The 14,367-nt window shown below is 64.1% G+C and carries 13 protein-coding genes and 1 pseudogene; 7 read left to right on the top strand and 7 right to left on the bottom strand.

Annotation, left to right across the window (positions count from 1 at the left end; all coding sequences use genetic code 11):
* From ACEN88_RS10770 to ACEN88_RS10780, 3 genes and pseudogenes are all read right to left on the bottom strand, one after another.
* Positions 1-248, bottom strand: a pseudogene (locus ACEN88_RS10770) (hypothetical protein); the annotation flags it as partial.
* 170 nt (positions 249-418) lie between these two features.
* A complete protein-coding gene (locus tag ACEN88_RS10775; protein ID WP_413339490.1) occupies positions 419-3,529 on the bottom strand; it encodes a DEAD/DEAH box helicase in 3,111 nt (1,036 codons plus the stop codon).
* Positions 3,530-3,706: 177 nt separating this feature from the next.
* Positions 3,707-4,624: a LysR family transcriptional regulator gene (locus tag ACEN88_RS10780; RefSeq protein ID WP_413339491.1), complete on the bottom strand. Its 918-nt coding sequence runs from the start codon at positions 4,622-4,624 to the stop codon at positions 3,707-3,709.
* Between the two features lie 196 nt (positions 4,625-4,820).
* Between ACEN88_RS10780 and ACEN88_RS10785 the strand changes: the two genes are divergently transcribed.
* Positions 4,821-5,576 carry an SDR family NAD(P)-dependent oxidoreductase gene (locus tag ACEN88_RS10785; protein WP_413339493.1) on the top strand — a complete coding sequence of 252 codons (756 nt, stop codon included), beginning with the start codon at positions 4,821-4,823 and terminating at the stop codon, positions 5,574-5,576.
* Positions 5,577-5,587: 11 nt separating this feature from the next.
* Here ACEN88_RS10785 and ACEN88_RS10790 read toward each other — a convergent pair whose 3' ends face one another.
* Entirely contained in the window at positions 5,588-5,737 is a 150-nt protein-coding gene (locus ACEN88_RS10790) for a hypothetical protein (protein WP_413339495.1), read from the bottom strand.
* A 119-nt stretch (positions 5,738-5,856) separates the two neighbouring features.
* Here ACEN88_RS10790 and ACEN88_RS10795 point away from each other — a divergent pair, with 119 nt between their 5' ends.
* The 3 genes from ACEN88_RS10795 to ACEN88_RS10805 all read left to right on the top strand — a co-directional run bounded on the left by ACEN88_RS10795 (position 5,857) and on the right by ACEN88_RS10805 (position 9,200).
* Positions 5,857-8,217 (top strand): Tex family protein, encoded by a 2,361-nt coding sequence (locus ACEN88_RS10795; protein ID WP_413339497.1) that lies wholly within the window; start codon positions 5,857-5,859, stop codon positions 8,215-8,217.
* 79 nt (positions 8,218-8,296) lie between these two features.
* Entirely contained in the window at positions 8,297-8,614 is a 318-nt protein-coding gene (grxD, locus tag ACEN88_RS10800; RefSeq protein WP_056126084.1) for a Grx4 family monothiol glutaredoxin, read from the top strand.
* The gene (locus ACEN88_RS10805) at positions 8,607-9,200 is read left to right on the top strand and encodes a UbiX family flavin prenyltransferase (protein WP_413339500.1); all 594 of its coding nucleotides are present in this window, start codon (positions 8,607-8,609) and stop codon (positions 9,198-9,200) included. Before grxD ends, ACEN88_RS10805 begins: the two co-directional genes overlap by 8 nt.
* Here ACEN88_RS10805 and ACEN88_RS10810 read toward each other — a convergent pair whose 3' ends face one another.
* The 3 genes from ACEN88_RS10810 to ACEN88_RS10820 form a co-directional block, all read right to left on the bottom strand.
* Positions 9,201-9,374, bottom strand: a complete 174-nt coding sequence (locus tag ACEN88_RS10810) for a hypothetical protein (protein WP_413339502.1) — start codon at positions 9,372-9,374, stop codon at positions 9,201-9,203. It abuts the gene before it with no gap.
* Positions 9,375-9,652: 278 nt separating this feature from the next.
* Positions 9,653-10,066, bottom strand: coding sequence for a transcriptional regulator (locus ACEN88_RS10815; protein WP_036233319.1), 414 nt, complete (start codon positions 10,064-10,066; stop codon positions 9,653-9,655).
* A gap of 336 nt (positions 10,067-10,402) precedes the next feature.
* Complete coding sequence (locus tag ACEN88_RS10820) at positions 10,403-11,455, bottom strand: MBL fold metallo-hydrolase (protein WP_413339504.1); 1,053 nt, start codon at positions 11,453-11,455, stop codon at positions 10,403-10,405.
* Positions 11,456-11,591: 136 nt separating this feature from the next.
* Between ACEN88_RS10820 and ACEN88_RS10825 the strand changes: the two genes are divergently transcribed.
* From ACEN88_RS10825 to ACEN88_RS10835, 3 genes are all read left to right on the top strand, one after another.
* Positions 11,592-12,026 carry a MerR family transcriptional regulator gene (locus ACEN88_RS10825; protein ID WP_052170522.1) on the top strand — a complete coding sequence of 145 codons (435 nt, stop codon included), beginning with the start codon at positions 11,592-11,594 and terminating at the stop codon, positions 12,024-12,026.
* Positions 12,027-12,103: 77 nt separating this feature from the next.
* Complete coding sequence (locus ACEN88_RS10830; RefSeq protein ID WP_413339506.1) at positions 12,104-12,889, top strand: DUF4349 domain-containing protein; 786 nt, start codon at positions 12,104-12,106, stop codon at positions 12,887-12,889.
* Positions 12,890-12,985: 96 nt separating this feature from the next.
* Positions 12,986-14,170 (top strand): isovaleryl-CoA dehydrogenase, encoded by a 1,185-nt coding sequence (locus tag ACEN88_RS10835; protein WP_413339508.1) that lies wholly within the window; start codon positions 12,986-12,988, stop codon positions 14,168-14,170.
* The last annotated feature ends 197 nt before the right edge of the window (positions 14,171-14,367 follow it).

The following is a 14,367-nucleotide window of genomic DNA, read 5'->3' on the forward strand; positions in this document are numbered from 1 at the left end:
GCAAACCGGCGCAGCCGCTCCGGCAGGCCGGCGCACAAGGCCGCCAGCGGGCCGTCGCCGCCCTTGTCCATCTGCGCGCGGATGTCGGCGAGGGAATAGCCGAGCATGTCGTCGACGCCCGGGCTGACATACGCCGGCAGGCCGGTGGTGCAATCGAGGATGAAGGCCAGGTCACCGCCCAGTTCGGCAATCGTGCGAAAGGCGTCCGCCGTGGAGATGTCCGCCGAGACGGGTGCGCTGCGCGTCATGATGGCCTTAATAAGAATGATTCCGGACAATAAGTATAGTGCCCGATATATCGCTTTGCATAGATAACCGACCCCGGCCGTTGCGTCGAACACGCATATTCAATATATGCATGCGCAAATAAAAAGGGCAAGCCGCCCTGGCTTGCCCTTTGAATACGACGCTACCGCGCTTACTCGTCCAGCGGCGCGAAGATCGCCTGCAGGTCTTCCTGCGTGAGCGCCATCTTCTGCGATTCGCCTTCGGCCAGGATCGACGCCGCCAGCTCCGATTTCTTTTGCTGCAGCAACTGGATCTTTTCTTCCAGCGTGCCCTTCGCGATGAGCTTGTAGACGAACACGGGTTTGTCCTGCCCGATGCGCCATGCACGGTCCGTCGCCTGGTTCTCGGCCGCCGGGTTCCACCACGGGTCGTAGTGGATGACCGTGTCGGCCGCGGTCAGGTTCAGGCCGACGCCGCCGGCCTTGAGGCTGATCAGGAAGATCGGCACGGCGCCCTGCTGGAATGCCGCCACCTGCGCGGAACGGTCGCGCGTCTCGCCGGTGAGAATCGCGTACGGGATCTTGCGCGCATCGAGTTCCTCTTCGATGAGGCCCAGCATGCTCGTGAACTGCGAGAACACGAGGATCTTGCGGCCTTCTCCCAGCAGGTCGTCGACCATCTGCATCAGGTCCGTCAGCTTGGCCGACACGGCCGCCGTGTTCTTCTTGCCCGGCATGGCTTTCACCAGGCGCGGGTCGCAGCAGACCTGGCGCAGTTTCAGCAGCGCTTCCAGGATGACGATCTGGCTGCGCGCCACGCCCTTGCGGTCGATCTCCTCGCGCACCTTCTTGTCCATCGCCAGGCGCACGGTCTCGTACAGGTCGCGCTGCGGGCCCGTGATCTCGATGCGGCGGATCATCTCCGTCTTTTCCGGCAGCTCTTTCGCCACGTGGTCCTTCGTGCGGCGCAGCAGGAACGGCTTGATGCGGCGGTTCAGCAGCATGCGGCGCACCGGGTCGTCCTGGCGCTCGATCGGGTGACGGAATTGCGTGTTGAACGTCTTCTCGTCGCCAAGCAGGCCCGGCAGCAGGAAGTGGAATTGCGACCACAGCTCGCCCAGGTGGTTTTCCAGCGGCGTGCCGGACAGGCACAGGCGGTGGCGCGCATTCAGCGAGCCGGCCGTCTGCGCCGCCTTCGAGCGCGTGTTCTTGATGTAGTGCGATTCGTCGAGGATCACGAGGTGGTACTCGTGCTCGCGCAGCTTTTCCTCGTCGCGCGGCAGCAGCGCGTACGTCGTCAGCACGATGTCGGCGCCATCGATCTGGTCGAACAGATCCATGCGCTCCTTGCCCTGCAACAGCAGCACCTTCAGGTCCGGGGCGAAGCGCGCGGCTTCTTCCATCCAGTTCGTCATGAGGCTCGTCGGCGCGATGACCAGCGCCGGGTTCGTGAGGCGGCCCGCTTCCTTTTCCGTCAGGATGTGGGCGATCGTTTGCACGGTTTTACCGAGACCCATGTCGTCGGCGAGAATGCCGCCCAGGTCGTATTCGCGCAGGAATTGCATCCACGCGAGACCGTCCAGCTGGTAATCGCGCAGCGTGGCCTGCAGGCCCTTCGGCGCATCGACTTTTTTGACCTTGCCGAACTGGCTCAGCTTGCGGCCCGTTTCGCGCAGGCGCTCGCCGCCCGTCCAGGTCAGTTCGGTGCCTTTGGCGAGTTCTTCCAGGCGCGCCGCATCGAGCGTCGACAGGCGAACCTTGTTCTTGATCTTGTCGTTGAAATACAGCTCGCCCAGGGTCGACAGGATGGGCTTCACGCGGCCCCACGGCAGCGCCACGCGCACGCCATCGGGCAGGGTCGCCAGCATCTGGTCGGCTTCCGCGTGCGCGGCCAGCACGTCCGGATTGAAGTCCAGCGGCGCCGTGCGAATGAGTTGCACCAGCACGGGCAGCAGCGGCACGCGCTTGCGGTTGACGACGATGCCCAGCTCCAGCTCGAACCACGCGTTGCCGGCCTCGGGCGGTTCGTCGATGTCGGCATACCACTCTTCGACCGGCACGACGTCGTAGCGGTATTTCGGCGACTTCTGCACGTGCCAGCCGAGGTCGGACAGCGCGTCGAGGTCGTTTTCGGCAAAGCGCAGCCAGTGCGCCTGGCCATCCAGCAGCAGCGCGCCGGACAGGGCCGACAGCGGCGGCGTGGCCGGCTTGCGGAAGCCCAGCTTGTTCAGGGTGTCCAGTGCGGCCGCCTCCAGCACTTCGTCGCGCTCGATGACTTCGGTGACGTCGCCGATCTGGCGCACGACGCGCTGGGCCGGGTCGAACGAGATGCGCTGGCCGTCGTAGTCGAACGACAGCACGGCGAAGTCCTGCCAGCGCTGGCCGTTACCCTCGGCCTGCGGGATGGCGTCCAGCAGCAGGTGAGGCTGCGGTTTCACATCGGTGCGGATGCGCTGCGTGAGCGGCTGCGGCAGCGGCATCAGCTGTTGCAGGCCATGTGCCAGCAGCAGTTGCGACACGCGTTTCTTGTCGTTGCCGGCCAGCGCCGGCGCCTGCGACACGAGTGCCTGCAGGTCGGCCAGCGAGATGTCGATGCCGCCGCGGTTCAGGTCCAGCGGGCCGCACGACAGGTTGTCGATGTACCACGGCGGATCCGTCGGCAGCATGTAGTCGACGAGGTCGGCGCCGGGATGCGTCGCGCCCTTGGCCGGCTCCACCGACCAGCCGAGCTTGGCCGCGCGGCCTTCGTCGCGCCACGTGAGATTGGCCTTGCGCACAGGCCCCGCCTGCAGCGGATACAGCAGGCCATTGGTCATGTCGGACCACGAGTTCGCCCACAGCAGTTTCCCTTGCGCGAGCAATTGCTGCAGCAGGATGGCGCCGACCTTGCCCTTGGGCTCGGTCGCGCTCGTGCTCTGGTTGGAGCCGCTGCGCATGGCGATGAAGAAACGCACCAGGTCCTCGTCCTCGCCTTCGAGGTACGCGGGCGGCGCCGACAGCAGCGAGAACACTTCGCTCACCGGGCTGGCCGCGGCCACGTCGCCGTTCGGACGCAGGCGCGCCTTGCACAGGCAGACCGCGACGTGACGGCCGCCGCTGGTCGGGGCCATGACATAAACGAATTTGTACTGGACGGCCTTGGGGTCAGTGACTTCCGCGGTCAGCTTCGGCTGGGGATGTGCTGCCGCCTCGACCCTTTGCAGCCAGCTTAACACCGGTGCGGGCAGGGCCGGAGCGCGTGCAGGTGCTCGAGCCGGCGGTGCGTCGCTGGTGTCGTCGCGATGAAAATCAACTGTGTGCATGGGTCTCACGAGTCTTTAATTTGAAAAAACAACAATTCCTATTATCTGTCATGCGACCCGAACAGCTTTGTTAAGGATCGCACGTAGCGGGTAAAACTTTACGAGACGAAAAGAGTAGAAGTTACACTCTGGCGCCTCGCTTTGCCAGCCCCCATCACGCATTTTTTTGCGGGTGCGTCATGACACGAGGCGCCAGTCCGGCGCACTCAGGTGCTTCATGAAGAACTCGGCCAGGGCTTCCACCTTGGCCGGCCGTGTGCGTGCCGATGGCGTGACGAAGTACAGGCCACCTCGCGCCATCTGCCAGCCCTCCAGTATGGGGACAAGCCGCCCGGCGCGCACGTGATCTGCCGCAATAAATTCGGGGAACTCGGCAATCGCCAGGCCGTCTAATACGGTGGGCAGGAGCGCATCCGAATTCGTCACCCGCAGCGGACCCTCCGGCTTGATGGCGACTTCCTCCCCGGCCTCGTTGGTGAAGCGCCACACGTCGACGCGCGCGCGATAGGTATAGCCGAGGCAAGGATGGTCCACGAGTTCGGACGGATGCCGCGGCGTTCCCCGCGTTGCCAGATACTCGGGCGAGGCCACGATGACCTGCGCCACCGGACACAGCTTGCGCGCCACCAGCGACGAATCGGGCAGCACGGCGATGCGCAGGGCGGCATCGAAGCCCTGCCCCACGAGGTCGACGGTGGCGTCGGACAGGTGCAGGTCGATCTGCACGTCGGGATATTCGCGGAAGAACGCGGGCATCAGCGGCGCGACCCAACGCACCCCGAACGACATCGGCACGGCCAGCCGCACGAGCCCGCGCGGCCGCGCCGACATCTCGCGCGCGGCATGTTCCGCCTCTTCGGCTTCGCGATAAATCTTCAATGCGCTGTCCGCGATGGTGCGGCCGAATTCCGTCAGCGCCAGCTGGCGCGACGTCCGGTTCAACAGCCGCGCACCGAGCCGCTCCTCGAGCCGCGCGACGGCCCGCGACACGGTCGCCACCGACACCCCGAGCGCACGCGCGGCCCCGGCGAACGAGCGTTCCTCGGCCACCTTGGCGAACATCGCGAGACCTTCGAAATCGGGCAACAGGGACATCGTTCGTCGTCGGCGGGGAACCGATGAGTTATCGAACCCGACATGTTACGGCATCCCGGCGCCGATGCCTATCGGCCTTCCGAAGTATGCACGACAAAAATGCAAAGATAGTTTGCGATCAGTGCTATTTTAATGTGGAGTTTACCTCGGTACGATGGTTTCCGTCGACTTCGACATCAACCAAACGGAGAACATCATGACTGCCAAACTCGCCAACAAAATCGCTCTCGTCACCGGCGCCACCAGCGGCATCGGCCTGGCCACCGCCCAACGCTTCGCCCTCGAAGGCGCGCAGGTGATCGTCACCGGCCGCCGCCAGGCTGAACTGGACGCCGCGGTAAACAGCATCGGCCACGACGCGATCGGATTACGCGTCGACTCCAGCGACCTGACCGCGCTGGATGGCCTGTATGAAGAGATCCGCGCCCGCTTCGGCCGCCTGGACGTCCTGCACGCCAATGCCGGCGGCGGCTCGATGCTCCCGCTGGGTGAAATCACGGAAGAACAGTTCGACGACACCTTCGGCCGCAACGTGAAAGGCACGCTGTTCACCGTGCAGAAAGCGCTGCCGCTGCTGTCGAAAGGCGCCTCGGTGATCCTGACCGGCTCGACGGCCGGCAGCTCCGGCACCCCGGCGTTCAGCGTCTACGCCGCCAGCAAGGCCGCCGTGCGCGCTTTCGCCCGCAACTGGATCCTGGACCTGAAGGACCGCGGCATCCGCGTCAACACGATCAGCCCGGGCGCCACCCGCACCGCCGGCCTCGTCGAACTGGCCGGCAACGACGCCGCCGCGCAACAGGGCCTCGTCGACTACCTGGCCGCGCAGATCCCGCTGGGCCGCGTCGGCGAGCCGGACGAGATCGCGAAAGCCGCCGTATTCCTCGCGTCCGACGATGCCAGCTTCGTCAACGGCGCCGAGCTGTTCGTCGATGGTGGCCAGGCGCAGATCTGATGCTTGACCGGCTATCGTCCGTCGCCGCCGGCCTTGCCGGCACGCTTGTCCGGCCAGACGGCGGCGCCGATCCCGCACACGACGCCCACGAAGATGGCACGCCCCCAGTCGAAGACGTGGGCGCTGCCCAGCCAGCGCGTGTAGACCAGCGTGACCAGCATTCCTCTCTGGCAAGTTCACGCTTTCCCACGCCACCGTAGATCGTCGTGCCTGTCAAGACTGGCGCATCGCCCGCGATTGCGTATCATTGCCCGTTCGATTCACCGACTGACCCGAACTCATGCTCCCTTCGATCGAACAACGCCTCGCTCAAGAACTGTCCGCCAAACCGGCACAGGTGGCCGCCGCCATCGCCCTGCTCGACGAAGGCGCGACCGTCCCCTTCATCGCCCGCTACCGCAAGGAAGCCACGGGCGGCCTCGACGACATCCAGCTGCGCCTGCTGGAAGAACGCCTGCGCTACCTGCGCGAACTGGAAGACCGCCGCGCCGCGATCATCTCGTCCATCACGGAACAGAACAAGATGACGCCGGAGCTGCTGCAGGCGATCTCGCTGGCGGAAGACAAGACGCGGCTGGAAGACCTGTACCTGCCGTACAAGCAGAAGCGCCGCACGAAGGCCCAGATCGCGATCGAGGCCGGCCTGAAGCCGCTGGCCGACGACCTTCTCGACGACCCGGCGCGCGATCCGGAGGCCGAAGCCGCGAAATACCTGCGTGAAGGATTCACCAACGCGGACGGCGTCGCGAACCCCGGCGTGGCCGACACGAAGGCCGCGCTGGACGGCGCGCGCCAGATCCTGATGGAGCGCTTCGCGGAAGACGCGGAACTGCTGCAATCGCTGCGCGAATACGTGCAGGAACACGGCGTCGTCGAATCGAAGGTCGTCGACGGCAAGCAGGAAGAAGGCGAGAAATTCGCCGACTATTTCGATTACTCGGAAACGCTGGCGACCGTGCCGTCGCACCGCGCGCTGGCGCTGATGCGCGGCCGCCGCGAGGGTATATTGGACGTGACCTTGCGCCTCGATTCCGAGCCGGAAAAACCAAAATGGGACGCGCCGCACAACCCGTGCGAAAGCCGCATCGCCGCGCGCTTCGGCATCAAGGGCGCGGGCCGTCCGGCCGACAAATGGCTGCTCGACACGGCGCGCTGGACGTGGCGTGTAAAAAGCTTCATGTACATCGAGACGGAGCTGATGGGGCTTCTCCGCGAAAAGGCGGAAGGCGATGCGATCCAGGTCTTCGCGCGCAACCTGAAGGACCTGCTGCTCGCGGCACCCGCGGGCCCGCGCGCGACGATGGGCCTCGACCCGGGCCTGCGCACGGGCGTGAAAGTCGCCGTCGTCGACGCGACCGGCAAGGTGGTCGACACGTCGACCATCTACCCGCACGCGCCGCGCAACGACTGGGACGGTTCGCTGCACACGCTGGCCAGGCTCGCCGCGAAGCACAACGTGTCCCTGATCTCGATCGGCAACGGCACGGCATCGCGCGAGACCGATAAACTCGCGCAGGACCTGATCAAGCAGAACCCGGAGCTGAAGCTGACGAAGATCGTCGTGTCGGAAGCCGGCGCGTCGGTGTACTCGGCGTCGGAATTCGCGTCGCGCGAACTGCCGGAACTGGACGTGTCGCTGCGCGGCGCCGTCTCGATCGCGCGCCGCCTGCAGGATCCGCTCGCGGAACTGGTGAAGATCGATCCGAAATCGATCGGCGTGGGCCAGTACCAGCACGACGTGTCGCAGACGCAGCTCGCGCGCCAGCTCGACGCCGTCGTCGAGGATTGCGTGAACGCGGTCGGCGTGGACGTCAACACGGCATCGGCGCCGCTGCTCGCGCGCGTGTCGGGCCTGTCGAGCAGCGTCGCGCAGAGCATCGTCAACTACCGCGACCAGCAAGGCGCGTTCGCGTCGCGCGCGGCGCTGAAGAAGGTGCCGCGCCTGGGCGACAAGACGTTCGAACTGGCGGCGGGTTTTCTCCGCATCGTGAACGGCGACAATCCGCTGGACGCGTCGGCCGTGCACCCGGAATCGTACCCGGTCGTCGAGAAGATCCTGGCCGATATCCAGAAGGACATCAAATCGGTGATCGGCGACAGCGCGCTGGTCAAACGCCTGAATCCGGCGAAGTATGCGGATGACAAATTCGGCGTGCCGACCGTGACCGATATTTTGAAGGAGCTGGAAAAGCCGGGCCGCGATCCGCGTCCGGAATTCACGACGGCCACGTTCAAGGAAGGCGTCGAGGAGATCTCGGACCTGCGTCCGGACATGATCCTGGAAGGCGTCGTGACCAACGTGGCGGCGTTCGGCGCATTCGTCGACATCGGCGTGCACCAGGATGGCCTCGTGCACATCTCGGCGCTGTCGAACACGTTCGTGAAGGATCCGCACACGGTCGTCAAGGCGGGCCAGGTCGTGAAGGTGAAAGTGCTGGAAGTGGACGTCAAGCGCAAGCGCATCGCGCTCACGATGCGTTTGTCGGACAGCGCGCCGCAGGCGGGGTCGCAACCCCAGCAGCGTGCGGATCGCGATGACCGCAAGCGCATGGCGGATCACCAGAATAAGCACCAGAAACAGGAGCGTTCGGCGCCAGGCGGCGGCGCGATGGCGGCGGCGTTTGCCAAGTTGAAGCGTTGAAGCGACGGCCGGGACGCCCGTCCCGGTTTTCTTATAAAATGCCGTCATCCACTCAAATTCTCACCAAAGGCAGAACCAAATGAGCGACGTACAATCCTGGATCAAAGAGACCGTGACCGCCACGCCCGTCGTGCTGTTCATGAAGGGCACCGCCCAGTTCCCGCAATGCGGTTTTTCGGGCCGCGCGATCCAAATCCTGAAGGCTTGCGGCGTCGATAACATCGCCACCGTCAACGTGCTGGAAGACGCGGAAGTCCGCCAGGGCATCAAGGAATACTCGAACTGGCCGACCATTCCGCAGCTGTACGTGAACGGCGAATTCGTCGGCGGTTCGGACATCATGACGGAAATGTACGAGTCCGGCGAACTGCAGGCCCTGCTCAAGAAGAATGGCTGATCCCGGCCCGCGCCGGATCGTCGTCGCCATCACCGGCGCGACCGGCGCGATCTATGGCGTGCAGCTGCTGCGGCGGCTGGCCGCCGTACCCGGCGTCGAGACGCACCTCGTCATTTCCGACGCCGCCACCCTCACCCTGCACCAGGAAGTCGGCCTGCAACGGCGCGACGTGGAAGCGCTCGCCCATGTGGTGCACCGCAACCGCGAGATCGGCGCCTCGATCGCCAGCGGCTCGTTCCAGACGGCCGGCATGGTAATCGCCCCCTGTTCGATGAAGACGCTGGCCGCGGTCGCGCATGGCTTGTCGGACAACCTGATCGCGCGCGCCGCTGACGTCGTTTTAAAAGAACGCCGGCGCCTGATCCTGATGGTGCGCGAGACGCCGTTCAACCTGGCGCACCTGCGCAACATGACGACGGTCACGGAAATGGGCGGCATCGTCTTCCCGCCGCTGCCGAGCTTTTATCACCGCCCCGCCACCATAGCCGAGATGGTCGACCACACGGTGGCGCGCGTCATGGACCTGCTGGGCGTGACGAACGATCTCGCCCCGCGCTGGGGCGGCATGAACGGCGCTACGCCCTGATCAGGCGAGGTCGCCGTACGGGTCGCGTTCGGCCCGTCTCTGTTCTCTTGCATCTTCGATTTTTCTGCGCTGCTCGTTACGCTTGCGCATGATTTCTGCGTGCTGGGCCGCCGTCATCGGCGGTGCTGTCATGAGATCCTTCAACTGCGCGGTGTTGCTGTAGTTATTAATCATGAGGCGACTGCATCCTTATATGACCGATAACACTAAGGCAGGTCGATAAACCGCCGACGGTTTTTCGAAGTGCCGCTGGCGGGCGCCAGGCAGGAACGCGAACTCGACGGTTGCGACGTTCCGTTAGCGTTACCGATTATGCGCGAGACTCGGCGGTTTGTGCGGACTAATCGCAGAAAAAAAATTGCAGTACAGAAGTGCGTGACGCGGCGCCCGGAACTTGCGGACGCCGCGTCATGAGATGCGGCCATCGTGAATCCGATGGCGATCAGGAAGGATTATTTCTGCTGCTGGTGATTCATGCGCACGAGCATGCGGATGAATTCGCGCGCCAGCTGCTTGTGGTGCTCGTCCAGGCGTTGCAGGTCCGCGATCAGCTTGACGTCGGCCGATTCGAACCGGGTGCTGCCGTCGGCGCCGTCGCCATTGGCGGCGGCATTTTCCGAACCGCCGAAGCGCAGCCAGTCGGCCGGCACACCCAGCCACTGCGCGATCATGCGCAGTTTTTCCTGGGTCGGGATCGCCTCTCCGACCAGCCATTTACGTGCCGCGTGGACCGTAATCGGACGGCCCTCGAAGCGAATGTTAAATTCCCGCGCGAGCCGGGTGGGACTGTCCGGAGAATAATGGGCGTTTTTCAGGGCTTGCTGCAGGCGCTCGCTGAAGCTCTCCCGTTCGTTAGTCGAATTCATGGGTGGCACTAAGGGTTCATGCAAAGCCGTCATTAGGTCGCTCCGTTGACCAGACCGTCTGTGACGGCAGGAGAGGCTGTAGGTAACAAATGAGTGAGTATTGATCAATTCTCACAGTGCTGTCCAGCAATTCCCGTTGTATCCAGCATTCTGTGAGATATGTGTGAAAAATATCCTACAGGAAAAGGAAAACGTTTGCTCGTTCAATTTCCTACTGAAAATTGGAACATTTCTTCCTCTTAGCACGACAAATGATGCCAAGAGTCAACAAAGTGGTGAGAAGTCCGGTTAGATTGTCGTGATTTTTGCGACACCCATTGGCCTCAATATGTTGTTTTAAGTCAACTTAAATCGGACGATGCCATCGTCGCCGGTTACACGCACGAGGTTACCGTTGTACCAAAGATAATGAAGATGGGCCAGAGCCTCGCCGATCGCAAAACTGAGCTGGTGCGCGTCGAGTTGTCGCTTGAACATCAACGGGACAATGTCAACTGCAGATTTCGGCTCGGCACAGACGGCGCGGACTTCGTCCAGCCGTGCCGCATGGTGCGCGCGCAACTGCGCGATGCGGGTGTGGACGCCGCGGAACGGTTTGCCGTGCGCGGGCAGGACGAGGGTGTCGTCGGGCAGGTCGGCGAACTTGTCCAGCGAATCCAGGTACAGCTGCAGTGGGTTGCCTTCCGGCTCGACGGCGAACACGGAAACATTCGTCGAAATGCGCGGCAGCACCATGTCGCCCGAGATCAGAATGCGGTCTTGTTCGTCGTACAGGGAGACATGTTCCGGCGAGTGACCGAAACCGGTGATCACGCGCCATTCCCGCGCGCCAACGACGACCCGCTGGCCATCCTGCAGGCGGGTGTATGCCGCCGGCACGGCCGGCACGAGCGACGGGTAGTAATTCTTGCGGCTCTGCATCTGCTCGAGCATGCCGGGGTCGACGAGACCGTGACGCTGGAAATGCGGGATCGCCGACGGGCCGTCGACGCCCGGCAGCGCGGCGGCCATCATGCGCGCGAAGCCGAACTCGCCCGTACTGATCCAGAACGGGGCGTCGAACCGGTCGCACAGCCAGCCGGACAAGCCGACGTGGTCGGGGTGACAGTGAGTGGCGAACACGCGCAGCAGCGGCCGGTTTTCCATCGCGTCCGTGAACAGCTGTTCCCAGGCGGCCCGGGTCGCATCGGTGCCGGCGCCGCAGTCGACGAGGGACCAGCCGCGCTTGCCTTCCGCGGCATCGTCGAGCAGCCACAGATTGATATGGTCGAGGGCGAACGGCAGCGGCATGCGCAGCCACGACAGGCCGGGCGCCACGTCCGTGACCGTGCCGAGCGGCGGGATGGCATCGCCGAATGGATAGCTGAGCTGGGCTTCGAGGGGATTCATGCAATGGACTTTCGTATGGATGCGGGGCGCAGGCGCGTTACAATGCCGCAAACGCTTTGACGTAAACGTAAACGGAAGGCGCAGGCTGTGATTCTAAGCGATTCCGGACCGCGCCACTTTTGACCCGCAGAACACCATGGCCACCACCTACACCATCGCCGAACTGGCACGCGAATTCGACATCACCGCACGTGCGATCCGCTTCTACGAAGACCAAGGGCTGCTGAGCCCGATGCGCGAAGGCCAGGGCGGACGCAACCGTGTCTACACGCCGCGCGACCGCACCCGGCTGAAACTGACGCTGCGCGGCAAGCGCCTGGGCCTGACCTTGTCGGAGATCAAAAGCATCATCGACATGTACGAGACGCCGAAGGACACGGTGGCCCAGATCAACCGTTTCCTGGGCGTGCTGGCGCACCAGCGCGAGACGCTGGAGCAGCAGCGGGCGGATATCGAGATGTCGCTGGCGGAAATTTCTGTTCACGAAGAAGAATGCCGGCGGCTGCTGGCGGAATCGGACGCTGCCGGCACTCTGCTGGGCGAGGATGCCGGCGAAAAGGACGCAGCCTGATATAAAGCGCGTCTTTTTCCGGAGGACGATTTGCTATCTTGGGGTTCCAGACGAACCAATCCAGGAAGCAATCAGGCATGCATCGCAATTTCTTTTCCTACCTATCCCTCGCGCTTCTGCTCGCTACGCTCGCCGGCTGCTCGAAGGTGCAGCAGATGCCGATGCGCGAGCAGGCGCCCATCGCACAACATGACCGCGCAAACGCGGCGCGGCAACTCGCCTACGAGCACTTCGTCGACGTCGACGCTGCACCGGACAAGGTGGCAGCCCTGTATGCGGACGGCCTGCGCGCCTGCCGTGCAGCCGCCGCCGCGTGCACCCTGCTGGAGTCGCGCATCGACAGCGAGCCCGACGCCGCGGCATCGCTGAAATTCCGTGCCAGGCCGGACGTCGTCCCGGCACTGATCGCGGCAATGGGGAAACAAGCCGAGCTTGCCCGCCAGTCGACGCACGTCGAAGACCTGTCCGGCCCGATCGCGGATACGGCACGCGAACTGGCCATGCTGGACGACTATCGCAGCCGTCTCGAAGCCTTGCGTAACCGCGCCGGCAACGACGTCGACGCACTGATCAAGGTCAACCGCGAACTGGCCGAGATCCAGTCGAAGTATGAAACGGCGGACGGCAAGCGCGCCCAGCTCGCCCAGCGCGTCGACACCGACATCCTGAACGTGTCCATCCGCTCGGACCGGCAACGGCCGTTCTGGGCGCCGATCCGCCGTTCACTGGAACAGTTCGGCAGCAACCTGTCGCAGGGAATCGCGTTCGCCGTGTCGGGCATTGCATATCTGCTGCCGTGGCTGTTCACCATCCTGGTCGCGGCCTGGGCGGTACGCAGGATGTGGCGCAGGCGCCGCCGCTGAGTACGGGCAGTCGCTTGACGTTTACGTTAACGTCACTCCGCGCTATCATCTAGCCTGGCCATCAGCCATCCACTAGACGACGAGAACGAGGACGACATGCTGCATCTCCCTGGCTTGACCTTTGACCACGGCGAAGACATCGCCGCCCTGCGCGAAGCTGTACAACAGTTCGCCGCGAGCGAAATCGCCCCGCGCGCGGCCGAGATCGACCGCACCGACCAGTTCCCGATGGACCTGTGGAAAAAAATGGGCGAACTGGGCCTGCTCGGCATCACCGTCGGCGAGGAATACGGCGGCGCCAATATGGGGTACCTGGCGCACATCGTCGCCATGGAAGAAATTTCGCGCGCCTCGGCCTCCGTCGGCCTGTCGTACGGTGCCCACTCGAACCTGTGCGTCAACCAGATCAAGCGCAACGGCAACGAAGAGCAGAAGCGCAAATACCTGCCGAAGCTGATCTCGGGCGAGCACGTCGGTGCATTGGCCATGTCCGAGCCGAACGCCGGCTCCGACGTCGTCAGCATGAAGCTGCGCGCCGAGCTGAAGGGCGACCGCTACGTTCTGAACGGCACCAAGATGTGGATCACGAACGGTCCGGACGCCGACACGCTCGTCGTCTACGCCAAGACCGACATCGAGGCCGGCCCGCGCGGCATGACCGCGTTCCTCATCGAGAAAGGTTTTAAAGGTTTCTCGATCGCCCAAAAACTGGACAAGCTGGGCATGCGCGGGTCGCACACGGGCGAGCTGGTATTCCAGGATTGCGAAGTGCCCGTCGAAAACGTGCTGGGTGGCGTGGGCAAGGGCGTGAACGTGCTGATGTCGGGCCTGGATTTCGAACGCACCGTGCTCTCCGGCGGCCCGCTGGGCATCATGTCGGCGTGTATGGACGCGGTAGTGCCTTATATCCACGAGCGCAAGCAGTTCGGTCAAGCAATTGGTGAGTTTCAATTGATGCAGGGCAAAGTGGCCGATATGTATTCGACGATGATGGCTTGTCGGGCGTATGTTTATGCGGTAGGTCAAGCCTGCGACCGTGCACAGTCGCCGGAACAGGTCCGCGCCCTGCGCAAGGACGCGGCCGGCGCCATCCTGTACAGCGCCGAAAAAGCGACATGGATGGCCGGCGAGGCGATCCAGACGCTGGGCGGCAATGGCTACATCAACGAATATCCCGTGGGCCGTCTGTGGCGCGACGCCAAGCTGTACGAGATCGGCGCCGGTACGAGCGAAATCCGTCGCATGCTGATCGGGCGCGAGCTGTTCGGCGAGACGATGTAAGTTTGTGGAGAAGAGGAGACCGGGCGAACAAGAAGATCGGCAAGAGCCGGCTGAACAACAACTCCACGTAGCCCGAAAGCCACGAACGTGGGGGGGGCCCCCCCCCCCCCGCGCCCCCGGGCGCCGCCCCCCCACCCCCCCGCCCCCCCCCCCCCCCCCCCCGCGGGCGGGCCCCCCCCCGCCCCCCGCTGCTGTGC

The sequence above is a fragment of the Massilia sp. CT11-108 genome, from assembly GCF_047302915.1.
GTDB lineage: Bacteria > Pseudomonadota > Gammaproteobacteria > Burkholderiales > Burkholderiaceae_D > Telluria > Telluria orientalis.